This is a genomic window from Thermoflexus hugenholtzii (genome assembly GCF_018771565.1).
GTDB lineage: Bacteria > Chloroflexota > Anaerolineae > Thermoflexales > Thermoflexaceae > Thermoflexus > Thermoflexus hugenholtzii_A.
The window spans coordinates 771470-797010 of sequence record NZ_CP076326.1; the positions used below are offsets into that span (position 1 = coordinate 771470).

Annotated in this window: 20 protein-coding genes, 1 tRNA gene and 1 CRISPR repeat array; of the genes, 5 read left to right on the forward strand and 16 right to left on the reverse strand. The window is 69.3% G+C overall.

The genetic code is table 11. The features are described from left to right. Positions 1–25: 25 nt before the first annotated feature. Entirely contained in the window at positions 26–1243 is a 1218-nt protein-coding gene (locus KNN16_RS03560; RefSeq protein WP_299287849.1) for a DNA replication/repair protein RecF, read from the reverse strand. Positions 1244–1348: 105 nt separating this feature from the next. Between KNN16_RS03560 and KNN16_RS03565 the strand changes: the two genes are divergently transcribed. Both KNN16_RS03565 and KNN16_RS03570 read left to right on the forward strand, forming a co-directional pair. Continuing rightward, positions 1349–2371: a carbohydrate ABC transporter permease gene (locus KNN16_RS03565; protein ID WP_303898888.1), complete on the forward strand. Its 1023-nt coding sequence runs from the start codon at positions 1349–1351 to the stop codon at positions 2369–2371. Next, complete coding sequence (locus KNN16_RS03570) at positions 2368–3183, forward strand: carbohydrate ABC transporter permease (protein ID WP_088571226.1); 816 nt, start codon at positions 2368–2370, stop codon at positions 3181–3183. Before KNN16_RS03565 ends, KNN16_RS03570 begins: the two co-directional genes overlap by 4 nt. A gap of 55 nt (positions 3184–3238) precedes the next feature. Here the strand turns inward: KNN16_RS03570 and KNN16_RS03575 are convergent. Beyond that, positions 3239–3323, reverse strand: a tRNA-Leu gene (locus KNN16_RS03575). Positions 3324–3478: 155 nt separating this feature from the next. Here KNN16_RS03575 and KNN16_RS03580 point away from each other — a divergent pair. Beyond that, the gene (locus KNN16_RS03580; protein WP_303898891.1) at positions 3479–4807 is read left to right on the forward strand and encodes a hypothetical protein; all 1329 of its coding nucleotides are present in this window, start codon (positions 3479–3481) and stop codon (positions 4805–4807) included. A gap of 39 nt (positions 4808–4846) precedes the next feature. On the opposite strand, the gene KNN16_RS03585 is transcribed toward KNN16_RS03580, so the two are convergent. Further along, a complete protein-coding gene (locus tag KNN16_RS03585) occupies positions 4847–5443 on the reverse strand; it encodes a Uma2 family endonuclease (protein WP_303898893.1) in 597 nt (198 codons plus the stop codon). Between the two features lie 221 nt (positions 5444–5664). On the opposite strand from KNN16_RS03585, the gene KNN16_RS03590 reads away from it, so the two are divergent. Beyond that, a complete protein-coding gene (locus KNN16_RS03590; protein ID WP_303898895.1) occupies positions 5665–6759 on the forward strand; it encodes an alanine--glyoxylate aminotransferase family protein in 1095 nt (364 codons plus the stop codon). Between the two features lie 646 nt (positions 6760–7405). On the opposite strand, the gene KNN16_RS03595 is transcribed toward KNN16_RS03590, so the two are convergent. The 12 genes from KNN16_RS03595 to KNN16_RS03650 all read right to left on the reverse strand — a co-directional run bounded on the left by KNN16_RS03595 (position 7406) and on the right by KNN16_RS03650 (position 21598). After that, positions 7406–7948 carry a nucleoside-triphosphatase gene (locus tag KNN16_RS03595; protein ID WP_303898898.1) on the reverse strand — a complete coding sequence of 181 codons (543 nt, stop codon included), beginning with the start codon at positions 7946–7948 and terminating at the stop codon, positions 7406–7408. 393 nt (positions 7949–8341) lie between these two features. Further along, positions 8342–9480: a CRISPR direct-repeat array (repeat unit 37 nt; unit sequence GTCGCAATCCCCTGAGAACGGGTCTCGGCTCTGCAAG). Positions 9481–9813: 333 nt separating this feature from the next. Then, positions 9814–10092 carry a CRISPR-associated endonuclease Cas2 gene (gene cas2, locus KNN16_RS03600; RefSeq protein ID WP_303898901.1) on the reverse strand — a complete coding sequence of 93 codons (279 nt, stop codon included), beginning with the start codon at positions 10090–10092 and terminating at the stop codon, positions 9814–9816. A 121-nt stretch (positions 10093–10213) separates the two neighbouring features. Further along, positions 10214–11203 carry a CRISPR-associated endonuclease Cas1 gene (cas1, locus tag KNN16_RS03605; RefSeq protein WP_322794761.1) on the reverse strand — a complete coding sequence of 330 codons (990 nt, stop codon included), beginning with the start codon at positions 11201–11203 and terminating at the stop codon, positions 10214–10216. A gap of 37 nt (positions 11204–11240) precedes the next feature. Further along, complete coding sequence (locus tag KNN16_RS03610) at positions 11241–12719, reverse strand: hypothetical protein (protein WP_303898903.1); 1479 nt, start codon at positions 12717–12719, stop codon at positions 11241–11243. A 46-nt stretch (positions 12720–12765) separates the two neighbouring features. Further along, positions 12766–13896 (reverse strand): type III-A CRISPR-associated RAMP protein Csm5, encoded by a 1131-nt coding sequence (csm5, locus tag KNN16_RS03615; RefSeq protein ID WP_303898906.1) that lies wholly within the window; start codon positions 13894–13896, stop codon positions 12766–12768. A 3-nt stretch (positions 13897–13899) separates the two neighbouring features. Beyond that, the gene (gene csm4, locus KNN16_RS03620) at positions 13900–14946 is read right to left on the reverse strand and encodes a type III-A CRISPR-associated RAMP protein Csm4 (RefSeq protein ID WP_303898908.1); all 1047 of its coding nucleotides are present in this window, start codon (positions 14944–14946) and stop codon (positions 13900–13902) included. Beyond that, the gene (gene csm3 / locus KNN16_RS03625) at positions 14943–15800 is read right to left on the reverse strand and encodes a type III-A CRISPR-associated RAMP protein Csm3 (protein ID WP_303898909.1); all 858 of its coding nucleotides are present in this window, start codon (positions 15798–15800) and stop codon (positions 14943–14945) included. The genes csm4 and csm3 overlap by 4 nt, the downstream gene beginning before the upstream one ends. Further along, positions 15800–16243 (reverse strand): type III-A CRISPR-associated protein Csm2, encoded by a 444-nt coding sequence (csm2, locus tag KNN16_RS03630; protein ID WP_303898911.1) that lies wholly within the window; start codon positions 16241–16243, stop codon positions 15800–15802. The genes csm3 and csm2 overlap by 1 nt, the downstream gene beginning before the upstream one ends. A gap of 22 nt (positions 16244–16265) precedes the next feature. Then, a complete protein-coding gene (gene cas10, locus KNN16_RS03635; protein ID WP_303898914.1) occupies positions 16266–18734 on the reverse strand; it encodes a type III-A CRISPR-associated protein Cas10/Csm1 in 2469 nt (822 codons plus the stop codon). Further along, positions 18731–19711 carry a CRISPR system precrRNA processing endoribonuclease RAMP protein Cas6 gene (cas6, locus tag KNN16_RS03640; RefSeq protein ID WP_303898917.1) on the reverse strand — a complete coding sequence of 327 codons (981 nt, stop codon included), beginning with the start codon at positions 19709–19711 and terminating at the stop codon, positions 18731–18733. The genes cas10 and cas6 overlap by 4 nt, the downstream gene beginning before the upstream one ends. A gap of 102 nt (positions 19712–19813) precedes the next feature. Then, positions 19814–20317, reverse strand: coding sequence for a hypothetical protein (locus tag KNN16_RS03645; protein ID WP_303898920.1), 504 nt, complete (start codon positions 20315–20317; stop codon positions 19814–19816). 87 nt (positions 20318–20404) lie between these two features. Continuing rightward, positions 20405–21598 carry a glycosyltransferase gene (locus KNN16_RS03650; RefSeq protein WP_303898922.1) on the reverse strand — a complete coding sequence of 398 codons (1194 nt, stop codon included), beginning with the start codon at positions 21596–21598 and terminating at the stop codon, positions 20405–20407. 123 nt (positions 21599–21721) lie between these two features. Between KNN16_RS03650 and KNN16_RS03655 the strand changes: the two genes are divergently transcribed. Beyond that, the gene (locus KNN16_RS03655) at positions 21722–22369 is read left to right on the forward strand and encodes a Uma2 family endonuclease (protein WP_303898924.1); all 648 of its coding nucleotides are present in this window, start codon (positions 21722–21724) and stop codon (positions 22367–22369) included. Between the two features lie 73 nt (positions 22370–22442). Here the strand turns inward: KNN16_RS03655 and KNN16_RS03660 are convergent, their stop codons facing one another. Then, positions 22443–25481: a molybdopterin cofactor-binding domain-containing protein gene (locus tag KNN16_RS03660; RefSeq protein ID WP_303898927.1), complete on the reverse strand. Its 3039-nt coding sequence runs from the start codon at positions 25479–25481 to the stop codon at positions 22443–22445. Between the last annotated feature and the right edge of the window lie 60 nt (positions 25482–25541).

The following is a 25541-nucleotide window of genomic DNA, read 5'->3' on the forward strand; positions in this document are numbered from 1 at the left end:
CAACAGGGTGAGAGCGGCGTCCGCTTTACCCGATGCCGGGCGGATCCGGATCTTCCCGGAGGAAGCCGGCCTGCACGTGGAAGCGCCGGACCCGCTCCCGGAAATCGGGCGCGAAGAGCATGGGATCGGTGGTGGTGAGGATGGCCTGTTCCGCATCCTCCAGGACCCGGAGCAGGTAGCGACGGCGTTCCTCGTCGAGCTCCGCCATGACCTCATCCAGCAGCAGGAGCGGGCTTTCCCGGAACACGGAGGCCAGCCAGCGGGCCGCGGCGAGCTTGAAGGCCAGGATGGCGGTCCGCTGCTGTCCCCGGGAGCCGTAAAGGCCGATGTCCACGCCGTCCACGATGAAGCGCAGGTCGTCCCGGTGGGGGCCGACCCGGGTGCTCCCCCGCCGGATATCCGCGGCCCGTTCCCGGAGCAGCGCCTTCCGGAAGATCTCGGCCAGCTCGGCCTCGGCCAATCCCTGACCCCACAGGAGGGCGTCCAGGGCCATCTGCCCCTCGACCTGGGCGGGGTCCAGGCCGGGGATGTAGCGCAGCATCAGGGGCTCCCCGCCGCTGAGAGTCCGATGGATCTCCTCGGCGTAGCCGGCGATGGCGTGCAGGGCGCGGGCCCGCTGGCCCATCAGCGGCGCTCCATAGCGGGCCACCGATTCGTCCCACAGGTCCAGCTGGCCGGGATCCCCGCCCTCTTCCTGAAGGCGGCGGAGCAGGGCGTTGCGCTGGGCGAGGGCCCGCTGATAGGCGGCCAGGGTTCGGGCGAAGGCGGGGGAGGTCTGGGCGATGAGCAGATCCATCAGCCGCCGTCGTTCGGCGGGGGGTCCGCCCACCACCTCCACATCCTGGGGGGTGAACACCACCACGGCGGCCTGTCCGAAGAGGTCCAGGGCCCGATGGGGGACGCCGTTGATCCGCACCTGTTTGCGGAGGGAGGCGATCTCCGGGGAGGGGGTTCCCCCTTCGGCGACCAGGGCGATCTCCAGGCGCACCGGGCCATCCTGGCGCACGAACTCGGCGATCACCCGGGCGAAGGGCATGGGATCCCGCCAGGCGGCCCAGTGGATCAGCTCCCGGTCGCTCCCGGTGCGGAAGGAGTGGCCGGTGGCGGCGTAAGCGATGGCCTCGAGTAGGTTGGTCTTCCCCTGGGCGTTCCCCCCGTAGACCATGATCACCCGCGGCTCGAGACGCCACTCGAGCCGCGCGTAGTTTCGGAACTGGGTCAGGCTGAGAGAGCGGAGCCACATCCCCGGGCTCGTGTTCGGGATCTCAAGCGCTCGACGCTCAGGGATATAATCATAGCCGATCCTCGATGAACGATCCGGGCTCTCCGGAAGGTCAGGAGGTGGGAGATGAGGCGTGGGGAGAGGGATCCGGCCCTCGAGGCGGAAGCCTCCCGGCCGGCGGCGCGTGCCGTGCCGGCTCCCCGATGGCGGGAACGGGCGTGGGAGCTCCGGCGTCGGATCGAGGCCGGGCTGCCGGTCCTGTTGATCGCTCCCTCGGCCCTGGCGGTGGGGATCTTCGTTTACGGGTTCATCGGCTGGACGGTCTACGTGTCGATGACCCGCTGGAACGATGTGCTGCCGGATTACACCTTCGTGGGCCTCCGCAATTACGTTGGCCTGTTCCAGACCCCTCGCTTCCAGGCGGACATCCGCAACACGGTGGTTTTCACTGCCTTCTTCCTGCTGGGGGCGGTCCTGCTGGGCTTCTTCGCGGCGCTCCTTCTGGATCAGCGGGTGAAAGGGGAGGCGTTCTTCCGCAGCGTCTTCCTGTTCCCCATGGCCATCTCCTTCATCGTGACCGGGATCGCCTGGCAGTGGCTGTTCAACCCGCAGACGGGGATCAACCTCCTGCTCCGGCAAGCGGGCTACGCGGGGCCGCTCCCCCGCTGGTTCACGGATCCGACGATCATGTTCGGCGTGAAGGTGGGGGCCATCCAGGTGGGGATCCCCGTCGCGCTGATCCCGGTGGTCATCGCGGCCACCTGGCAGCTCTCCGGGTTCACCATGGCGATGTATCTGGCCGGCCTGCGGGGGATCCCGGAGGAGCTGCGGGAGGCGGCCCGGGTGGATGGGGCGAGCGAGTGGCAGGTTTATCGCTATGTGGTGCTGCCGCTGTTGCGGCCGGTGACCCTGAGCGCCCTGATCGTGCTGGGGCACATCTCCCTGAAGATCTTTGACCTCACGGTGGCCATGACCGGCAGCGGCCCGGGCTTCGCCACGGACATGCCCGCGTATTTCATGTTCGAGACCACCTTCCGGGGGAACCATTTCGCCCAGGGGGCGGCCATCGCCACGCTGATGCTGATTATGGTGGCGGCCCTCATCATCCCGTATCTGCGCTACAGCCTGAGCCGGGAGGCCGAGCTATGAAGGCGGGCCGCGTCCTGATCTACCTGGCCTTGATCGGCCTCACCGTTTTCTATCTGCTGCCGGTCTACGTCCTGTTCCTCACCGGCCTCAAAAGCTTCGCCGAGGCCGACCTCACCCGGATGTGGAACTGGCCGACGCAGCCTTCCCTGGCCGCCTTCGCCAAGGCCTGGGAGAAGCTCTCGCCGAACTTCATGAACAGCGTCTATCTGGTGATCCCCGCCACGCTGATCTCCTCCCTGATCGGCTCCGTCAACGGCTACATCCTTTCCAAATGGCGCTTCCGGGGGTCGGAGATCCTGTTCCCGGCCATCCTCTTCGGGATGTTCATCCCGTATCAGAGCATCCTGATCCCCCTGGTGCGTTTCCTGCAATCCATCGGCCTTTACGGCAGCATCCCCGGCCTCATCCTGGTTCACGTGGTGTATGGCATCCCCATCACCTCCCTGATCTTCCGCAACTATTACGCCTCGATCCCCGGGGAGCTGGTGGAGGCGGCCAAGATCGATGGGGCCTCTCTGTTCGGGATCTACCGCTGGGTGATGCTGCCCCTCTCCCAGCCGGGATTCGCGGTGGTGGCCATCTGGCAGTTCACGCAGATCTGGAACGACTTCCTGTTTGCGGTGACGGTGACGAACAAGCCGGCCCAGCAGCCCATCACGGTGGCGTTGCAGAACCTGGCGGGCAGCCAGATCGTCGAGTGGAACGTTCAGATGGCGGGGGCGCTGCTGGCGGCGCTGCCTACGCTGCTGGTTTACGTTTTTCTGGGCCGCTTCTTCCTGCGGGGTCTGCTGGCCGGGGCGCTGAAGGGATGAACCGGACGGACGCTCTTTACAAAAAACCCCGGCGGCAGGGCCGGGGTTGGGGCAGTGCCCGGGGCGGGATTTGAACCCGCACGGCCTTAGGGGCCAGCGCCCCCTCAAGACGCCGCGTCTGCCTGTTCCGCCACCCGGGCAAGACCACTGTAATTATAATAGGGCGACAGGCGGTTCGACAAGGCCCTGGGATTCCCCTCGGAAGGCTTTCCGGGCGCTTCCCCAGAGGATCCGGGTGGGAGGCGGCCGGCGGCGTGGATCCCCCCAATCGGACGATGCGGACAGGAGGAACGGGATGGCCCTGCACCCTCGACGGGCGAGCCCTGAAGAGCGGAAGGCGCTCCTCCTGATGGAGCGAACGGGCTACATCCCGCTTGAGCTCACCCCCTATTTTGCCTGGCGGATCAGCGAGGAGCGGCGGGAGGAGTATGACCGTCGGGCCATTCGGGTCGATTCCCCTCTGGCCGACTTGTTGAAAAAGCTGCCGGCCCCCTGGCTCGGCGCCATCGCCCGGAATCTGGGCGTAAAGAAGCAGGGGAAGAAGCAGGATTGGATCCCCCGCATCGTTTCCCGTCTGAAGGATCCGGAGCGGCTTCGGGAGATCGTGCGGGGGTTGCCGGTGGACGCCCGCCTGGCTCTGGCCGGGGTCCTGGAGCGGGGCGGCTGGGGGCCCCTTTCGGATCTGGAGCGGGAGTTCGGCGCGATGGCCGGAGACGGGTGGTTCTGGGAGGACGAGCCGCCCCGATCGATCCTGGGGCAACTGCGAGCGCACGGCCTGCTCTTCATCGGTCAGGCCCGGGTGGGCCGGCGGCGCCGTCAGGTGGCGGTCATCCCGAAGGACCTCCGGGAGCCCCTGGCGCAGTGGCTTCGGGATCCCGAGGCGCTCCCCCCGGAGGCCCGTTCGCGGACGGCGACGACGCGCGCCCTCGAGCGGCTGGCGGCCTTCTATGCCACCCTCGAGCGTCCGCTCCTCCCCCTGGAGGATCTGAACGACTTCCTGCGACAGGTCCACCCCCGGCAGGTCCTGGAGGTGGAGGAGGATGTGGAGGATTTCCTCCTGGGGATGGAAGACCTGGAGATGAAGTCCGCGGACGATGTGGCGGGCCATCATCTGAGCCTCTGGATGAGGCGCTTGAGGTATCTCTACGTCGGGGAGGTGCCCCTGGCCCGCAAGCGCCGGATGCTGAGGACCACGGCGCGGCTTTATCAGTTCCTGGCGGAGCGGGGGCGGGTGATGCCGATCACCGCGGAGCGGATCTCCGAGGCGGTGGCGGAGATCACCGCTCCGACGCGGGGCCTTGGGAAGATCCCGTTGCCGCCGCCCCTCGGAGGGGAGTTGTTGATGCGGCTGCAGGATCCGGAGGGCAACGAATACGACCTCGTCATGAACGATTACTGGCTGGTGGCCGCCTGCGCCGTGCTGTTCACGGGGGACTGGGACGCGATGGAGGAGGAGGCGGCCCGGGCTCGGGATGGGGCGCGCAAGCGGGAGCGCATCCGGTGGCTGCGCCGGCTGCCGGAATGGGTCTGGATGGAGCTGCTCACGATGTTCGATCCGGAGGAGATTGATTTCATTCGGGAGTGGTTTTACGAGCACGAGATGTCCGAGCTGAGCGCGTGGTGAGGGGGAGCGGCCGCCCGGCGCCCGGGGGAGAGGGGTCCTTCAATCTCCGAGCACCTCCTCCACCCGCACCGTGAATCCCTCCAGGAGGCCGGACGCGGCCGTCTCCCCCGGCCCCCATTTGCCCTGCAAGACGTAGGCGCCGCGCCGCAGCGTATAAACCTCCACCGTCCGTGCCTCAGGGTCCACGATCCAGTATTCCAGCACTCCGGCCCGGGCATACTCCTGAAACTTCTCCATTCGATCCACACGGCTTGTGGAAGGGGAGGTGACCTCGATGATCAGATCCGGCACGCCGCAGACCTGTTCCCCGATGCGGTCGGCATGCGCCTTGAGGAAGAAGAAGATGTCGGGTTCGCGGATCTTGCCCGGCCACAAGCGCACGGGCAGCGGGGCGATGCGCACCTCGCCGAGATCGCGCGCCCTCACGAACTCCCTCAGGCGGACAGCGAGCTCCAGCACCGCGACCTGGTGGCGGTTTGTGGGATGCGGCGGCACGATCAGCTCCCCCTCCGAGAGCTCAACGTAGCGATGGGTGTCCGGCAGGGCGAAGTAATCCTCCTCCGTCCACTGCCCCGGGGGAGGGAACAGCTCGGCCACAGACGCCTGACGTCGCCTTCGAAGGCCCCCCGATGCCATGTCCGGCCTCCTCCGCACGCCCGGCTCCGACCCCCTGCAGGGAAGAGCCCCGCCGGCCGGCTCGGTCTCCGCAAGGCCCATTATATCGGGAATGCGGCATCCTTTGCCCGAGCGGCCGAGGGCGGCCGGCGAAAGGGGCCGTCCGCGAATGGGAGCCACGAATGCACGGATGATATACTCTGGGCCTCAGAGGCCGGATTCGCGCATGAGGGAGGTCTCTGATGCGCACCTATGCCATCCCGCTGGTCCCGGGGCCGACGACGGTCCCGGCGGAGATCCGGGCGGCCTATCAGGAGGACTACGGCTCGGCGGACCTGGAGCCGGAATATTACGAGCTCTATGCGGAGACCCAGGAGCAGTTGCGGGCCATCCTGGGGACCCGCAACGCGGTGGTGATCATGACCGGGGAGGCCATGGTGGTCCTCTGGGGGGCGCTCAAGAGCGTCCTGCGCCCGGGGGATCGGGTGGTGGCGGTGGCCACCGGGGTCTTCGGCTACGGCATCGCTGACATGGCCCGCCGCATCGGCGCCGAGGTGGAGGTGGTCGGGTTCGCCCATGACGAGGCCGCCGACCCGGCGCGGGTGGAGGAGGCCATCCGGCGGGTCCGCCCCAAGATGGTCACCATGGTCCACTGCGAGACGCCCTCCGGGATCCTCAACCCGGTGGCCGAGGTGGGGGCGCTGGTGGATCGCTACGACGTGCCGCTCTTCTACGTCGACGCCGTCTCCAGCGCCGCGGGGGTCCCCCTGCGGGTGGACGAGTGGCGCATCGATCTGTGTCTGGTGGGCACCCAGAAGTGCCTCTCGGCGCTGCCGGACCTGGGGATCGTGACGGTGAGCGAGCGGGCCTGGGAGATCGTGCGGGAGGTGGACTATGCGGGCTACGATGCCCTGGGCCCCTTCCGCACCGCCCTGGAGGACCGCTGGTTCCCTTACACGCCGTCCTGGCATGCGCTGGCAGCCCTGAACGTGGCGTGTCGGCGGGTGCTGGGGGAGGGGCTGGAGAACGTCTTCCGTCGCCACGAAGAGGTGGCGGCCTACTGCCGGGAGCGGTTGAAGGCCATGGGGCTTCGCCTCTTCCCCCGACGGGAGGAATGGTCTTCGCCCACCGTCACCGCGGTCTACGTCCCGGAGGATCTGCCCTGGCCGGAGCTGGATCGCCGCCTGCGGGCGCGGGGGATGGGGGTGGGCGGGAGCCTGGGGCCGCTGGCCGGGAAGGTGTTCCGCATCGGCCACATGGGCGCCCAGGCGGATCCGGAGCTCGTGCGGCGGGGGATGGACGTGCTGGAGGAGGCCCTCGCCGAAGCCCGATCGTAGGTCGAGATGGATTTCGCGCCGAATGAATTCGGCCTCCAGGGGCCTTCGGCCAATGGTCGGCCTGGGGCGCCGAATGAATTCGGCCTCAAGGGGCCTTCGGCCAATGGTCGGCCTGCGCCGACCGGGAAGGGGTTTTGCGTCGGCGGAGGCCGACGCTTGGCGCGGAGCGCCTTGGGAGGCCGATTTCAATCGGCGTGGGCGCCTTTGGCCGGTGGTCGGCCTGCGCGCCGAATGAATTCGGCCTCCAGAGGCCTTCGGCCGACGGTCGGCCTGCGCCGACCGGGAAGGGGTTTTGCGTTGGCGGAGGCCGACGCCTGGCGCGGAGCGTCTTGAGAGGCCGATTTCAATCGGCGTGGGTGCCTTTGGCCGGTGGTCGGCCTGCGCGCCGAATGAATTCGGCCTCCAGAGGCCTTCGGCCAATGGTCGGCCTGCGCCGACCGGAAAAAGCCTCTTTGCGTCGGCGGAGGCCGACGCCTGGCGTGAAGCGCCTGGAGAGGCCGATTTCAATCGGCGTGAGAGCCTGCGCCGACCGAGAAGGGGTTTTGCGTCGGCGGAGGCCGACGCCTGGCGCGTAAGCGCCCCAGAAGGCCGATTTCAATCGGCGCGAAGGCCGACGCTTGGCGCGTAGCGCCCTTGGAGGTCGAATTCATTCGACGACATATAGGCCGTGGGCCCGCAGCCACGCCAGCGCCCCTTCCCGCAGGCGCTCCCGGTTGGCCGGCGTCAGCTCCCAGCATTCGACGCCCGGACGGCGTTTGAAGGCGTCGGCCCAGGGGTGGGGGCTGGCGGTGATGGTGGCGATCAGGGGGCGGGGGCCGGCGGCCGCCTCCTCCAGGGCCTGGCGGAAGGCGGCGCTGAGCAGCTCCATCTTCCCGATCTCATCCACCAGGGCCACGGCCTTCTCCGCCACGGCGGCGCGCAGGGCCGGCACCCCCAGGCGATCCAGGGCCTCCAGGTCCACCCCGTAGCGTCCCACCCGATGCGGGGCGCGCCCCGCCCAGTCCACGTGGGCGAAAACCGCGGCGCGGCCGTCGAGGGTGACCAACCGGAACCCGAGGCGGCCCTGAGGGCCGCGGATCTCCTCCGTGTAGAACCCTCCGGCCTGTTCCCCTAAGGCGCGGGCAAGGGCTCGGATCAGGGTGGTCTTGCCCGCGCCGGGCCGTCCGGTGATCAGCAGGATGGCGCCCATGCCGGCTCCTCTCTTGAGGTCCCTTAGGGATCCCGTCGCGCGGCGGCCGCATCTCAGGCCGGTTCAGGGGGCGTCGAGGGGACCCCTTCGGATTTTACGCGGGGCGTTGGGGGTCGAGCGCAGGGGGCGGTTAGGGGCCATCCCCCGGAAGCGGGTTTCGGCTCTGTTCGAGGAGCGGCCCTTCTACGCCTTCGGGCGGGAAAGCAGGCCCTCGATGGCCTTCAGGTTCCGTTCCAGGCAGTCCGCCGGCATGATCCACGGCGTGCCGCACAGGTCCCGGATCTGCCCGTCCTGCAGCGCCTGGCGGATGTCCTCGGGATCCGGCCGGATGTCTCACTCCCGCAGCCGACGTAACGCGAGAAACGTAGGGGCGACCCGGCGGGTCGCCCCTACATCGAAATCCCCTGAGAACGGGTCTCGGCTCTGCAAGGGTGATCGAAATCACCCTCACTTCCGGAGTGATTGCTCCGGGTCGCAATCCCCTGAGAACGGGTCTCGGCTCTGCAAGCTCGGACCATGCGGATCAGCATCAAGCAATATGATGAGTTTTGTCGCAATCCCCTGAGAACGGGTCTCGGCTCTGCAAGCGTCGTCCATGGGCGCGCGTATAAGTTCGCTTTGGAATACCGTCGCAATCCCCTGAGAACGGGTCTCGGCTCTGCAAGCCCGGGCCTGGCGCTGCGCTTCCTGCGCCAGACCTTCGGGTCGCAATCCCCTGAGAACGGGTCTCGGCTCTGCAAGGCCCGGTTGCCCTGGCGCGGGCCGCGATTCCCGTCAAGAATGTCGCAATCCCCTGAGAACGGGTCTCGGCTCTGCAAGGGGCGGATCGAAGCGGTTGAAGGCACCCGCCGTGAACCGCGTGTCGCAATCCCCTGAGAACGGGTCTCGGCTCTGCAAGGTTGCATGCAGTATGCGGGGGAGGAGCAAATGGCGCTGGCAACGTCGCAATCCCCTGAGAACGGGTCTCGGCTCTGCAAGGGAATTCGACGCGATCATCCATCACCTCCCGAATAAGCGCCGTCGCAATCCCCTGAGAACGGGTCTCGGCTCTGCAAGCCTGCTCGCGCCGCTCGCGCTCGCGCTCGACCTCGCGCAGTCGCAATCCCCTGAGAACGGGTCTCGGCTCTGCAAGGGAATTCGACGCGATCATCCATCACCTCCCGAATAAGCGCCGTCGCAATCCCCTGAGAACGGGTCTCGGCTCTGCAAGCCAACCCAAGGGGGTTCCCATGGTGTCCCCGGCTGAGTTCGCACGTCGCAATCCCCTGAGAACGGGTCTCGGCTCTGCAAGGTGTATGGTTTCGGCTGGCTGAAGGAGGAGTGGTATGACCGCGTCGCAATCCCCTGAGAACGGGTCTCGGCTCTGCAAGTCGAGGCCGTGTGCCGCGGCCACCGGCTCCAGCGTTCGTCCAGATCGTCGCAATCCCCTGAGAACGGGTCTCGGCTCTGCAAGCTGGATGGCCTGCTCGGGCTATCATCCAACGGAGAGCATCGTGTCGCAATCCCCTGAGAACGGGTCTCGGCTCTGCAAGAGCCCTAAAGCCTCTTTCCGTCAAGGGTTCCCTCTTATGAGCCGGATCCTCCGGTTCGCTTGTCCCCTTCCGGTCTCTGGTTCTATTTCTACCATCTTCTCGTCGGTTTGTCAAGGATGTTTCCCAGGCCATCGTCGAGGCCGCGAATCCCCCCCGGGAATCGGCCCCCCGGGCGATTCGCGGAAACCCGCTCCGATGCCCCTTCCGGGAGCCCCCATATCTGGCGGATCAGAGGACATCAGGCCCGATATATGGGTGCCTCTTTCGGTTTGTTTTCATAAATTTCCGCGAATCCCCCCGGGTTTTGCGGGATAAAGGGGATTCGCGGACGCCTTAGATCACCCAAACGTCCGGGTCCGCCCGGAGGGGGGATGGGCCGATGCGCCGGATGCGTCGCCGGCACGCGGGGCACAGCGGGTAAATCCGGATGGCGTCTTCGCGGGCCTCCACCACCCGGCGGATCCGCTCCTCCAGCCGGTCCAACTGATGCTCCTCCAGCTCCCCCTCAAACACGCTCTTCTGCACCCGGTCCAGCATCCCCCACAGGACCCGCGATAGGCGCAGCCGCCGCCGATCATCCGGAATGTCATAAGCGACCACGCAATACGGCATCTTCACCCTCCATGGCGTTTCGGATTTTTCGGCATGTCGGGCAACTGCGAGCAGTTGCCCCACATCCCCGCTTGGGCCGGCGATGCGACAGGAGGCGGGCCGCCCGCCCGGACCGGACGCCTCACGCCTCCATGCGGAAGGGCGTATACAGCGACCCGCTCCAGACCGCCCGCGCCATCCGCCGGACCTGCTCGTCAAGCCGCTCCCGCCAGGACGACGCCCCCTCGCCAGGCGAGCGACGCATAAACGCCTCATAGGCTGTCAGATATCGCCGCAGGGCTTCCGGCCGTAGCAGCACCGCTCCATCTTCCTCCCGCTCCTCAAAGTCTTCAGCGCGGAAGGCCCGTCGGTTCACCAGGCTCAGCACCAGCCGATCCACCACCGCATGCCGGAACTCCTCCACCAGATCCAGGGCCAGGGCCGGGCGACCATGTCGCACTTCGTGATAGAACCCGATGTAAGGATCCAGCCCGCAGGCCGCGATCTTGCCGATCATCTCCCCGGTCAGCAGCGCATATCCCAGAGACAGCATGGCGTTCACCGGATCCCGAGGCGGGCGCCGATGACGGCCTTCGAAACGGAGCTCCCCCCGGACCATCTCCCGGAAGGCCTCGAAGTAGGCCGCGGTGCCGCTCCCCTCGATCCCCCGCAGCGTCTCCAGGTCCGGCGCCTCCTGGACCTGGGCGATCCGCCGCTCCATGGCCTGCAGGGGCTTCTCCCATCCCGGACCGGGGTAGGCGCGCGCGTAGCGCAACAGCAGGCGGCGCGCGTTCTCCAGCTTGGCCGCCACGATCCGCGCGGCGATCTCCCGCCGAAACCCCTCGTTCGTATAGCGCTCAAACTGCCGCAGCCGGAGCAGGGCGTTCCGCGAGAGGATCGGCGTCAGGCGCCCTTTCAGACGCCCCTCCACGGTGAAGAAGCACACTTCGATCCCCTGGGCCAACAACAGCCCGATGGCCGGGGTCGTCAACTGCACGCCCCCGAAGACCCATACGCCTTCCACTTTGAAAGCCGGGACGCTGAGGAGAACCTCCTCCCCCTTGCGCACCACCAGGCGGTCCCCCTCGCGTCCCAGGACCGCACCCTGTTCGGTGAGATAAAGCATCGGCATGGCCGGGCCGAACGGGATCGGATATGGGCGTGCCCCCCTACTCCCGAGACAGCCGCCTCTGGATGAAGTCCGCGATGGCGGAATACGGATCGTCCCGCGCCTCGATCCGGAGCATCTCCAGGATGCGCGCCAGCCCTTCTACTGGATCGTCGACCTTCCCCTCCCGCCACGGCGCGTAGGCGGCCCGCAGGTCCTCCTCCGAGACGCCCACGAAGTCGTGGCCGATGATGGTGCGATGCCGCCGCTCCACCAGGGGATCCAGCTGGTTCACCTGCTTGAGCAGCGCCTGGTAGCGCCCTCGCTCTCCCTCGGGGACCAGCGGACGGCCCTCGGCGTCCGTCCCGCCCTTCTCGATGGCGAAGGCGAGCAGGGCTTTGTAAGTCGGCCGGGAGATCTGCCGCCAGTCCAGGGGCTGCCCCTCCACCTCCTGCTGCTCCAGGAAACGCAACAGCGCCGGGTTCCCCCGGATCCCCTCCTCCCAGCGCCGGCGGGTCTCCTCCCGGACCTCCCGGGCGAGGTCGGTGGGGAGGCCGAGAAGCGTCTCCACCAGATAACGGAGGAGGGCCTCCTGGAACCGGTAGACGCGGCCCAGGAAGTCGGCGTAGCGGCCGCTCCGATAGGCCGCCCGGGCGTTCCAGAAGAGCTCCCGCAACAGGGCTTCCCAGCGACGCGGAGGATCCCCCGGCCCGAGCAGGGGGTCCAGATCGTGGAGCAGCCGTTGCTGGATGAAGGCCCGGGTCGCCGCATCCCCTTCCCTCATCGCCTGATCCAGGGCCTCCCGGGCCCCCTCGAAGTCGAACTCCATCCGCCGGGCGGCGTAGGCGGCCAGGGCGATCAGGCCCGGCGGGGCCCCGAGGTCCCGCAGGAGCGCCTCGGCGCGGGCGAAATCCCCCTCCTGCAGCCGATCCCGGACGGCCGCCTCCTGGAAGGCCTGAAGGATCTGGTGGCCGACCCGCAGCTCGTGGGGCTCCCCGCCGTAAGGGGGATAGAGGGCCCGCAGCCGCTCGCCGTAGCGGCGGATCCCCTGCAGCAGCAGCCCCATGTTGCAGGCCGGCGTGCCGCCCGCCAGGATGACGTAGGCGTGTTGAAACCCTTCCGGGAGCGGGGGCAGGAGGCGCCCGAAGGCCTCGAAGGCCTCGTCATACAGAGCGGGGTTGATGCCCTCGATCCGCCGCGCCTCCACCCGGAAGTCCTCCCGGAACCCGGCCTCCCGCAGGCGCCCCGGCAGATGGCGGGCGATGATCTCGGCGAAATGCAGGGTGTCGGAGCCGCGGTGCTTGGGATCCGGCTGATCGGTGCCGAAGAGGATCACCTGCCAGGGACGCTCCGCGCGATGGCGGGAGAGGAGATAGCGCAGGCACGGCTCCAGGATGGGGAAGCGCAGCCGCGCCGCCTGCCCGGGATCTCGCTCCAGCTCCCGAAGGAGGCGCTCGCCTCCCTCGCGGGCCGGCCGGATCTCCTGATCCTCCCACATCACGTCCCGCGCGCCGATGTTGCACAGGATCAGCAACGCCATGGGCCTCCTCCTTCCACGGACGCGAAAAGGCCGGGCGCGCCCGGCCTCATTCCGGGATCAGGCGGATCCATCCCAGGGGGAGGGTGGGCTTTCCGTCCTCGAAGAGCACCCGCCGGGTTTTGGGGAAGGGATCCCCCTTGCCCAGGTTGAAGAGGCGCCGCAGCCGGCCCACGGCCTCCGCCCCCATGGCCTCGGCCGCCGCCTTGCTCCGCCAGCCGCCTCCCCAGCCCAGGTTCAGGTAGATCGCCTGGGGCTCCGCCTCCATCTGCGTCAGCAGGCGGCGATAGAAGGCGGCCCACGCCGCCAGGCCCAGGCGCTCCCCGAAGCGCAGCTCCCCCTCGGCGACGTGTCGGGCGAAGGCGTTGCAGGCGCGCGCCCATTCCCGAACCCGCGCCCGCCGCTCCTCCGGCCCCAGGACGTCCCGCCCGAGCAGGAAGGCGTCGGCCTCCACCTCCACCCGCAGGGCGGCCCGGGGATGGGGCCGGAGGATCTCCGCCACGATCTCGAAGGCCTGCCCGGGGTCCGCGACGTGTTTCCCCGGCGCCTGGAGCCAGCTCAGGGCCCCGCTGGGCTCGTGGACCGCCACCCGGATCCGCCCGACGTCCAGGGCGTCGGAGGGGGCGGGCCCGCTGTCGAAGACCCGCAGGGCCCGCAGCGCGTCCTCGTGAGGCTCTTTCCCCATCAGCGCCTGCATCAGGGGGTCGTCGGCGGACTCTCTGGCCCGGCTCCCGGATTTCCGGGCCTCCTCGGCCCTTCGCGCCACCGCATCCAGCCAGGCCTGGCGCTGGGCCGGGGAGGCCGCCCGGAGGGCGGCGAAGGCCAGGGCGGTGCGGATCGCCCCCTTGAGGGAGGAGCCCGGCAGATACGGCCGCCCGAGGGCATCGGCGATGTGCTCGCGGATCTCCCGGGGGGGCGGGCCGGACCAGGGGCGGACGTAGCGGGCGAGGGGGCGGCGGTCGGCCTCGCTCCAGAACCGCAGGGCCGCCGCTCCCTCCTGGATGTAGCGATCCAGGGCCCGGGGGTCGCGGGCCAGGGCCGCCGTCAGGTGCTCGGGATCGAACCGCCACAGGCGTCCGTCCAGGACGGCGAAGTCCGCCGGGCCCAGCCGCTGGCCGCTGCCGATGTGCACCGGCGAGAGGAGCTCCACGCGATAGATCCGACGCTCCAGGATCCCCATCGTCTACGCTCCTGTCTCGGGAAGGGCCTCCTTCGAGACGCCGATCGGGAAGGCGAAGCCGTAGCGGTAGATCGGGTGCGGGAGGGCCTCCGGCGTCTCCCGGGGCGTGACGTCGGCCATCGCCCCCCACAGGCCCCGGGGGTCCCCGGTGAGCAGGGAGCCCTCGGCCAGCATCCGGACGGCGCGCCGGCGGTAGGGCATGGCCAGCCGCCCGCCGATCCATCCGCTGCGGGTCAGCCACCCGTATCGGGCGGCCTCGCCGAGGAGGGCCTCGATTTGATCCCGAGGCGGGTAGACGGGGGCGAGGGTGACGAAGGCAGGGGCCGCCGGATCGCCGAGGGGATCGGCAGGCTCGAAGCGGGGCACAAACAGCCCGTGGCCGGCGGTGCGGTCGCCGCCGATGCCGTGGTCGCCCAACAGCCGGACCGCCGCCCGGAAGCGATCCGCCGAGGCGGGATCCCGGTAGCGGACCCGGAAGAACAGCCCGGCCCGGGCCTCGGGGTGGGGCCCCGCCTCCCGGAAGACCAGGCGCCCGAAATGCCAGAGGCTGGAGGTCTGGGTGGCGAGATCGAGGGCCACCCGGGGGATGCGATGGCGGGCCCAGAAGCGCTCCCCCGCCAGCTCCCGCCGCCCGAAGGCCGCCCGCAGGGCCTCCGCCTCCTCCCCGGTCATCCAGACCGTCCCCTCGTGGATCCGGACCCCCTCCTCCGGGGGCTGGCCTGCGAGCATCCGGCGGAGCACGCCCTCGGAGACGAAAGCGATGTCCTTCAGCGAGAAGGGGAGGGCAGGGCCCCGCACCGGGAGGTAGGGCCGCGGGTAGAAGCGGACCGGGCCGGCGAAGGGGAAGGCGGAGGAGATCAGGACCGGCGGCTCCGGGCGGAACCACTCCTCGGCGAGGGCGGGTTCTCCGAACAGCATCGCCCAGGCCACCCCCAGGGCCGCGTAGAGGGTGTCAGCGTGGAGGAGGGGCGAGGTCTCCTCCAGGCCGATCCCCCGCTCCCCGAGGTGGAAGGCGCCGCGGGGCTCCAGGTAGACGATCTCCTCCCTCATCCCTGCTTCCCCTCAAAGGCCGGGATCCGGGCGGCCAGCTCATCGAAGCGGGCGATCACCTCCTCCACCGTGCGCCCCTCGGTCAGCGGGACGGCGGGATGTCCCTGGGGGTCCAGGTAATGGGCCACCGGCTTCCACCGCACCTGAAGGTCCCGGAAGGCCACGCGGCCGTAGCCCCGGCTCCCGCTGCCGCCCAGGTAGTCGTCCTCCAGCAGGCGCATCCCCAGCAGCACCGTGCGGAAGGCCTCGCGGTCGTCGGCGTCGTAGACCGAGAAGAGCATCTCGACCTCGAAGCGGGCGCCGGCGGGGACCCGCTCCATCTGTCGGGGGTTGGCGGCGGCGGTGAGCACGTCGATGGCGGCCTCCCATTTCACCTCGGTGTAGGGGAGGTCGGTGTTCACCTCGCTCCAGCGCTTGCGGGCGGGCTGGCCGTTCTCGTCGAGGATCTCCAGCTCCTCCAGCAGGCGGGCGTCGCGGACGATGAGGCGGACGGGCTCCAGGGCCCGCTGGCCGGCGACGCCGAAGGCGCGGCAGAGGGGGCACGGCCGGCCCCCGCTTCGGTATTCCGCCTCGGTCTCGCACCAGTGGATACGGATGGCCGGGATGTTCCCGCGGGGCTCCACCAGGGTCTTGAGGGGCTTGCCCAGGGCGCGGGTCAGGAGAGAGCGCATCTTGCCCTTGAGGGAGGAGCCGGGGACGTAGGGCCGGCCGGTCACCGGGTCGCGGATCACCACGTTGTCCAGGCCGCCGATCTCCATCCCGGCCCCCGCCCCGCCGATCCGCAGGCCGGTCAGGGCCTGCAGGGCCCCGGTGATCACGATCTTCCCCTGCAGCTGGACGCTGTTCCCGCTCATCACCGATCCCTCCCGCCGTAAGCTTTGTGGTAGGCCAGGATGGCCTCGAAGAAGTCGACCATGCGCCGGAACCGTTGCTCCACCTCGGAGCCTGCGGGGTTGCCGCTGAAGACGGCGTCCACGGCCGCGCTCAGGACGTTCTGGAGGCGCTCGCCGCCCTTGCCGGCCCGGGCGCCCATATAGGCCAGCTTGGGCTTGAGCATGCGCAGGCGGTTGGCGTCGAAGCGCATCTGCAGCCGCTTCACCTCGCCGAAGACGTTGCGGATCTGGGAGGTGGTCAGCCGCTGCGTCACCAGCTCCTGACCGATCCGCTCCGCCTCCTCCACAAGGGTCTGGTAGTCCCCTTCGAGGATGATGCGGCGGATGCGCTCCTTTTCGTTCGTCGGCGCCGCGGGGGCCGGGCCGCCCCGGGCGCCCGGAGGAGAAGGACTCCGGTTGCTCATCGCTCCACCTCCTGTCTGCGGGTTAATCGGGGGATCCTCCGCGGGTCATCCATTCCACCCATCGGGCCAGGGGGCTCAGCCAGCGCAGGCGGCGTCCCCCCTCGGCCAGCAGCTCCTCCTGGAGCCGTTGCAGGATCGGCTGGACCTCCTTCGGCTGGCGGGCCAGGACATACACCAGGCGCCAGCGGGCCCGGTGGAGCCCCACCATCCGCCGCAGGTCCTCCGGGCCCAGGCGCTCGGAGCCCGCCAGCCGGACCTCCTCTTCCAGCAGGCCGGCGATGCTCATCAGGCGGTGCAGGAAGCCCCGGGCCAGCCGCGGCCCGTCGCGATCCTCTGGCTGGATCAGCCGGCCCAGCTCTCGGGCCCATCCCCGAACCCACTCCGCGTCCTCCCAGGCCATCGGGAGCCCGAAGAACCCGAAGGCGTCCTTGTCGCGGCCGTCCGCCCGCCGCAGGCCCTTGGCCGCCTCCAGGTGGTCGCCGGCCTCCGCCGCCGCCTGATACAGGGGGAACTTCTCAGGATGCATGGAGATGCCGCCGCTCAGGGTCACGCTTGGGTTGTCGGCCGCGAACCGCCGGAAGTCCTCCCGCGCCCGGAAGGCCAGCTCCAGCGCCCGATCCCACGACCCCACCGTTAGGAGATCGTCGCCGCCGGAGTAGATGAGATAGAGATGCCGGGCTTCGGGATCGACCTGCCGGCAGAGGACCCGCAGGTAGCCCTCGAAGAACAGGGCGATGAGGTGGCTCAGGGTGGCCACCCGGGAGAGGGAGTAACGCGCCCCCAGCCCGTAGCGGAACAGCCGCCCCAGGTGGTCCACGTCCATCCGCAGGCACGCCCAGGCCGGCGTCCCCTCTGCGGACTTCGCCATCTCCCCGAGCTCCACGATGGTGCCATCCCGATCCATCGGCGTGAAGGCGGGCAGGTAGCGGAAGTCGTGGACCGGGACGCCCTCGACGGGGGAGAGGTCCCCGTCGTGGAGGCGGATCACCCGATCCCCCGGTCGGAAGGAATCCCGCAAGCCCCGCCGGTCGCAAAAGCGGAATTCCACCCCCAGAGCGCCAAGGACCGTCCGCCAGGTGAGGCGTCCGCGGAGGGCGCCCTGGGCCGGGCGGAGGATGAGGAAATCGCTGCGGCGGGCGATGTCGTCGCCCAGCTCCTCGAAGCTGCGGCAGAGGGCGCATTTGGCCACGCCCTCGTCGGGGCGGGTTTCCACCGGGCGCGCGAGGGGGCCGCCGGTCTCTTCTTCCGCGTGGCAGACCTCGCAGCGGGGCCGGAGGCCGCCGCCGCCGAAGGGGCCGAACAGGATCTCATAATGGCGCGCCATGGATCGGCGGAACCGGCGGCTCTTCTGCGCCCCCAGGCGGGCGGAGAGGTCCGCCCAGCGCTCGGGGAGGCCGCCTTCCTTCAGGTGGAAATCCCTGGCCTTCAGCGGGACGGCGTCCAGGGCGATGGCCAGATCCCCGCCGTGGGCCTGGATCAGGATCTCATCGAGGCGATCGGCCAGCTGGGGAAGGCGGTCCCGGGCGGAGAGGGGGGCCAGCAGGTAGAAATGGCCCCCCGAGCGGTAAACCACCTGCGTGGGGGGAAGGTCCAGCTCCCGCAACAGGAACTCCACGGCGGCGTCGGCCAGGAGGGCGAGGTAGGCCGATCGGCCGCGCAGGCTCTTGGCCGCTCCCTCCGAGCTGATGGCATACAGGAAGCGCTGGATGCCGGAGAGATCGCCGCCGATGAGCAGGGCGACCGGCTCCTCCGGGAACTCCCCCGTTCGGGTCTTTTCCTCCAGGCGTCGGAGGGTTTCTTCCGGGAGCTCGGCGAGGCACACCGTGAGGGCGGCGGTCATCCGCAGATGATCGTAGAGGCTGACGTCGGGCTCGTCGCGGTAGGCGGCCGCGGGGACGCACCAGGTGAACCGGCGCAGCAGCGCCATCAGGGCGGTCAGGGCCTCCTCGGGCGTCTCCCAGATGGCGGGGTGCAGGGCCTCCAGGGCCGCCTCGAAGCCCTCCCAGAGGCCGGGGTAGTCCGGGGCGATGGAGGCGATGGGCTGCGGGAAGATCGCCTTCCAGGCCTCCACCTCGGCGGTCCCGCCCGGAAGCGGGGCTGTCCCGAAGCCCCAGCCGGACGCCGCCGGATGGGGCGTTCGCTCGGGGAGCCGCAGGGCCGGCAGGAGGGCCCGCAACGGCTCCCGGGCGGGATCTCCGGGCTCTTCCTCCTCCCGGGGGGCTCGTTCCCCCGAGGCCAGGCGGTCGGCGGCGATCAGCGCCCGGGCGTCCCGATCGTAGGGGGAGCCGTGGTGATCCCGGATCGCTGACGCCAGGCGCTGCCGGTCTTCAGGGGAGAGGAATTTCAGGCGGGGGGCCAGCCGCTGGGCGACCCAATCGGCCCCCTGCTCCTCGTGGGGCCGTCGTTCCTGGCCCCAGCGGGCGCGCTGACGGAATTTCCCGATGTCATGGAGGAGTCCGATCAGGGCCTGAAACGCGCGATCGGTGTTCATTGCGGATCCGCCTCCATGCGGCCGAATCCCATGCTGGTGAGCTTGCCGATGTGGAGAAGCTCCCCCAGGGCCAGCAGCAGGGCGAAGGGCTGGAAGCCTTCCGGGCTTTCGTAGATCACCGTCCCCACCGCCCCGCCGATGCGCATCGCCGTTCTCTGTCGGGTTGAATAGCGCCGCAGATCCAGCCACCGCGTCCGATCCTCCACGCGGCGGACCGCCTGCGCCGCCTCAGCCAGATGGCTGGGAAGCTCGATCCCATCGAGCAGCCCGTAGCCGGCATCCAGGGCCCGCAGGCGCTGGAGCAGCGCCCGGATCAGATGGTGGAACTCGATGGGATAAACCAGGTCGTCCCGGAGCTCCAGACGGGCCGGGGCGGTGAAGCGAACGGCGACCCGATGGGTGGACAGATCCCGGGGAGCCAGCCGGGTGGGAGGAGCCGGCGGATGTCTTAAGAAGCCCGTGTCCGCTTCGTAGAGGTTCAGGGCGCCGTTGGGGGTCAGGATCTCCGCCCGGGCCAGGCGGAAGCGCTGTCGCGGGCTTCCCAGGCCGGCGCGGGCCATCTCCATGATGGCGTGGACATAGTAGGGCATATGCTCCCGGGCGCGCCCCAGCAGGGTCATGCCGAACACCAGAGGCTCGCCGGGGGCAAGGGAGCGAGGCGGCGGCTCGCGGCCCTCCCAGGTCGCCGGGAGCTCCAGGGGGATCTCCAGGGTGAACGGGGTGGGGAGGCGGGCGTAGCGGTGGGCCTCCGGATGATCGGGGGGCGCGTAGGGCTCGAAGAGCAGCGGATATGCGCACGTGAAGCGGAAAGGGCAGGGGGCGCAGGCGGGCATGCGGGTGGCGCAGACCAGGCGGCGCAGCGTGTGGCCCAGCGCCCCTCTCAGCGTCGGGCCGGGGAAGGCCGGAAGGGTCGCGGGGGTTTCCGCGATCAGCGTGAACCGATATGAGGTGATGGGCAGCTCCGGAGCGTGTGCCATCGCGCTCGGGACCCCCTTCGATGTGGAGCAGGAGCGGGCTGCGAGAGCCACGAACATCGGCTGCGGGTTCGGCCGCCTCTCGAAGGGACGGGCCTCGCTCCCTCAATCACGGATGGCCCCCTGTGACTCCGGCGGCCAGATCGCCTCTTCATCCTGAACGGCCACGATGGGCCGGCCCTCCTGATGCAGCCGCTCGATCGCCTCCCGGGCTCCTTCCGTCAGTTCGCGCCCGGCCACCGCCGGCCAGGTCTTCCCCAGGGCCTTCGTCAGGATCTCGGCCCGCCTCACCGCCTGCTCCACATCCCCTCGGTCGATGAGCCAGGAGACCTCCAGGGCCAGGTGAAGCCAGCCCTGGGCGCGTCGTCCTCGGATCACCGCATCCACCCGCCGCGCCTCCTCGAATTCCTCCAGCGTGATCGCTCCGGCGTCCAGGGCCTTCTCCAGGGCCGCCATCACCGCTTCGAACGGCAGGGCCCGCACCTGACGGAAGTCGGGATGGCTGAAGTAGACCGCCGCCCGCTCCCGATATCGCCGCTCCAGGAACATTTCCCTCAGAACAGACATATCGTCTGCCGGATCCCTCAGGTCCTCCATCGTGAACGCCATCCACGGCCTTTCGGGGAAATTTTACTATTAGTCGGGGCTGCGTTCGGGGATGATGCCCTCCGGCGTGGAAGCCGGGATGCGCCCCGGTCAGGAGACTCCCCGCTGGGCGATCTCCCAGATCCAGCGGGCGGCGTCCAGGGCGGCGTCGGGGTAGCCCATGGCGGCGGCCCGTTGCGCGAAGGAGGTCAGGACCTCCGGGCGGCTCAGCCATTCCCGGACGGCCTCCTTCACCTGCTCGGGCTCCGGCGCGTATCGGCCCGCCCCTCCCTGAACCACATAGTCGACGTTCCCTTCCTCCTGGCCGGGCAGATAGTGGGTGAGGATCATCGGGCGGCCCACCGCCAGGGCCTCGGCGATGGTGTTCGGTCCCGCCTTGGTGACGATGACATCCGCCGCCGCCATCATCTCCGGGATGGTGCGCACGAACCCATAGATGTAAGTGGGCACCGGCCAGTCGACGGCCTCCAGGCGGCGCCGCAGCCGCTCGTTCCGACCGGCCACCACCGCCAGCTGGAGCGGCAGGCCGGCTTCGGCGACCGCCCGGGCGTTCTCGAAGACCTTCCCCATCCCTTCTCCGCCTCCCATCACCAGCACGGTGGGGAGATCCGGCCGCCAGCCCAGTTGCGCCCGCCAGAAGGCTTTCGGCCGGCCCCGCACTTCCCGAAAGCGCAACCGGATGGGGAAGCCGGTGACCACCACCCGCTCCGGCGGCACCCCGCAGGCGATGGCCCGCCGGCGCGCCCCCTCGTGGGGGGCGATGACCAGGTCCGCGTTCGCGCACCAGAGGGCGTGGATGGAGCCGATGTCGCAGATGACGATGACGAAGGGAACCCGACGCGGGGCCTTCATCCAGTATCGCAGGGTGACGTCGTTGAAGAGCGGGTGGACGGAGACGATGACATCCGCCGGGTTCTCGGCGAAGAGCCGGGCGATGCGCTGGCGCACCCACGGCCAGAACAGATAAACCAGCTGCCGGGCCCGGCGGGGATGGTTGGCGAAATGCCAGGCCCGGGCGTAGAAGGGCACGAGGGCCGGCTTGACCATATAGGGGTAGAGGGCAGGGGAGCGGTTCAGGGGGAAGGGCGCATACTGGATGAAGGCGTCCACGATGCGGGGCTCGACGGCCGCCCCGTAAAGGGCCCGCAGGCCCTCGGCCAGGGCCTCCGAAACGCTGCGATGGCCGCCCCCGGTGTCGGACATCAAAAGGAGCACCCGGGTGACCGAACGGACCGCCGACCGGGCCTCCGGCCGGAGCTCCTGCTCGTTGGCCTGCGTCTCCATCGTGGGCTCCCTCGAAGGCAGGCTTCTTGAATCGGCAAAGGCTACTCTCGACAACCTTCGCCGCTATCATTATACCGGGAGGCTGAAGATCGGAGCCTGTGGGTCCGGATCGAAGGAGGCGGGATGCCGGTGATGGGGGTGGATATGCAAAAGGAACCGATCTCCGGCCCCTACCTGGTGCGAATGGGGGGCTGGACCCTGGAGCGCTACCTGGCGGAGGCTCCTGAATCCGCTCGCTGGGAATACGTCCGCGGTGAGGTGGTGGTGCACTCCCCCGCCACCGCTGAGCATCAAGATCTGGTCCGCTTTCTCCTTCGGCTTCTCGATGGCTACTGTGAGGCGCAGGGTTGGGGGAAGGTCCTGATGGGGCCGGCGGCGGTGCAGGTGCTGCCCGAAGTGGTGCGGGAGCCCGACCTCTTCGTGCTGCCCCCCGAAGCGGCCGAACAGGCCCAGGGCGTGCCCATCCGGGCTCGTCCCGCCCTGATCATCGAAGTTGTGAGCCCTGCCACCCGCAGCATGGACCTGGGCGAGAAGGCTCAGGAATACGGGCAGGGCGGCGTGGACGAATACGGGGTGGTGGACGCCGAACGTCGGGAGGTCGTTGTGCATCGACGCGGGGGATCGGGATGGGAGGTGGAGCGGGTTTCCCGGGGACGCCTCGTTAGCGCAGCGGTCCCCGGCTTCTGGCTGGAGGTCGAGTGGCTGTGGGCCCGCCCGCTTCCCCCTGCGGAAGCCTGCCTCCGGCGCATCCGGGGGGAGGAGGGACCCTGAAGTAGGACAACTGCTCGCAGTTGTCCTACAAAATCGGGACACACCCCTGAAGGGTCCTCCTCCCCCTCGTTTTTTATGCGCGCGAACCGGTTTCTTCCGTCCGGGCCTCCCGGAGGGCCCGCCAGACCCGCTCCGGGGTGGCGGGGATCTGGGTGATCCACACCCCCACCGCGTCGTAGATGGCGTTGACCACCGCCGGGGCCACGCCGTCCATGGGGATCTCGGCCACGGCCTTGATGCCGAAAGGATGGGTGGGCTCGACCGTCTCGATGAAGATCACCCCCAGCTCCGGGACTTCGTGGGCCTGGAAGATCTTATAAGGCCCGAAGCGCGGGTTGACCACGCGGCCTCGCTCGTCGAAGACCATCTCCTCCGAGACCGCATAGCCCAGGGCCTGGATCATCCCGCCCTCCACCTGGCCGGAGGCCGTCAGCGGGTTGACGATGCGCCCGGCGTCCACGGCCATCACCAGGCGATCCACCCGCACCTCGCCGGTCTCGATGTCCACCGTCACCTCCGCGAACTGGGCGGCGAAGGGCGGCGGGGAGACCGGGGAGACATACGAGGCCACCGCCATGATCTGGCGCTGGTCCCGATGGTGCAGGGAGGAGAGGGCCACTTCCTCCAGGGTCACGCTGCGGCCGTCGGGCGCCCAGGCCCGGCGATCGGCCAGGCGGATCTCGGCGGGGGAGACCGGGGCGCCGCGCTCGCTGAGCAGCGCCGCTGCGACTTCTTTGATCTGCTCCGCCACCTGCTCGGCGGCCCGCACCGCCGCCGCCCCCGAGATATACGTGGTGGAGGACGCATACGCGCCCTTGTCGAAGGGGGTGAAATCGGTGTCCGAGGAGTAGACGATGATGTCCTCCACCGCGCACCCCAGCACCTCGGCGACCATCTGGGCGATCACCGTGTCGGAGCCCGTGCCCAGGTCCGTGGCCCCGATCAGCAGGTTGAAGGAGCCGTCGTCGTTCATCTTCAGGCTGGCCGCCCCCATGTCCAGGTAGGGGATGGCCGTTCCCTGCATCACGCATGCCACCCCGATCCCCCGGCGCAGGTGGGGCCGGCCCGGCACCCGATGCCACTCCGGGTTCCCGAACTTCTCATGCCAGCCCACGTAGGCTGCCCCGTAGCGCACGCACTCCGGCAGCCCGCAGGTATGGACGATCTCCGGGCGCGGCTCCCGGCCCTCGCTCCAGGCCCGGCTGAAGGGATGCTCCTGCCCGGCCTTCAGGGCGTTCTTCAGGCGGAACTCCAGGGGATCCAGCCCCAGGGCCCGGGCGATGCGCTCCATGTGGACCTCGACGGCGAAGAAGCCCTGGGGGACGCCGTAGCCGCGGAAGGCACCGGAGGGCGGGGTGTTGGTGTAGACCACATCGGCGTGGAAGCGGATGCGGGGCTCGCCCTTCTCATCCCAGGCCGGATACAGGGCCATGGCCTTGTGCCCGGTGTTGCCCGCCACCGTCAGGGCATGGCTGCCGTAAGCTCCGGTGTCCGAAAGCACAACCATCTCATTGGCCACGATGGTCCCATCCCGCTTCACGCCGGTGCGCAGCCGGATGCGCATCGGGTGCCGGGAGCGAGCGGCGGTGAACTCCTCCTCCCGGGTCCACTCCAGCCGCACCGGCCGCCCCGTGGCGATGGTGAGGTGGGCGGCGATGTCCTCGATCAGCACCTCCTGTTTGCCTCCGAAGCCGCCGCCGATCCGCGGCTTGATCACCCGGATCCGCTTCGGGGGGAGGCCGAGCACCGGCGCCAGGATCCGCCGCACGTGGAAGGGAACCTGGGTGGAAGTGCGGATCACCAGGCGGTCGTCCTCATCCCAGTAGGTGATCACCACGTGGGTCTCCAGGCTGGATTGCTGGACCTTGGGGACGATGTATTCCCCTTCGAAGATGTAATCGGCCTCCTCGAACCCCTTGTCCACCTCTCCGATCTCGATATGGATCTGGGCGGCCAGGTTGCGGGAGGGATCCGAGCCGTCGAAGGGCACATACTCCGGCTCATCGTGGATGATCGGCGCCCCCGGTTTCATGGCGTCCCGGGGATCCAGGATGGCCGGGAGCTCCTCATACTCGACCTCGATGAGCTCCAGGGCCTTCTCGGCGATCTCGGGGGTCTCCGCGGCCACGAAGGCCACGCGGTCCCCCACGAAGCGCACCTTGGAATCCAGAGAGAAGGTGTCCAGCGGCCCGGGGATGGGGTCCGATTGCCCGGCCGTCGAATAGATCACCCGCGGCAGATCCTGATACGTGAGCACGGCAACCACCCCCGGGAGCGCGCGGGCTTTGCTGACATCGATGCGTTTGATCCGGGCGTGAGGGACCGGGCTTTTGAGCACTTTGGCGTAAAGCATGCCGCGCAGCTCGAAGTCATCGGTGAAAGCCGGCTTGCCCTGGACCAGCCGCAGGGCGTCCACCTTCTTCTCCGGCTTGCCCACCACCCGGGTCTCCGGGACCGGCTGGGGGAGCACGATGGTCGGCAGGATGATCGTCCGGGTCCGGAGGCCGGGCCCGCCCTCCGGCGCCGGTGGGGAGATCTCCTCCGCGGGGAGCGCTTCGGTGAGGGGGATCGGCCCTTCCGGGGGGATGATCATCCGCCGCGCCTCTTCTTCGATCGGGGGAACCGGCTCCCCGCGCATGCGGGCGGCGGCCCGCAGCACCGCCTGCACCGGCTTCAGGTAGCCGGTGCACCGGCAGAGGATGCCGCTGAAGGCCTCCCGGACCTCCGCCTCGGTGGGGTTGGGGTTGCGGTCCAGGAGGGCTTTGGCGGCCAGCACGAGGGCGGGGGTGCAGAAGCCGCACTGGATGGCGCCGGTCTCCACGAAGGCCTCCTGGATCGGATGCAGGCCCTCTGTCCGTCGCCAGCCCAGCTCCGGCGTCCGTCCCACTCCCTCCACGGTGAGGATGGAGCGGCCGTCGACCTTCGCCGCCAGGGTGACGCAGGCGAGGATAGGGGTTCCATCGAGGAGGACGGTGCACATCCCACAGGAGCCGTCGTCGCACCCATGCTTGACGCCGTAATATCCGGCGCGCCGGAGCATGTCCAGCAGCCGCGTGGATGGGGCGATGGAGAAGGTCCGCCGCTCCCCGTTGACGGTGACGGTGATCTCCATTGGGCCCTCCTCGCAAGCGGTGGGGATCTCAAGACGCTGAAGACCGATCCCGGGCACGCC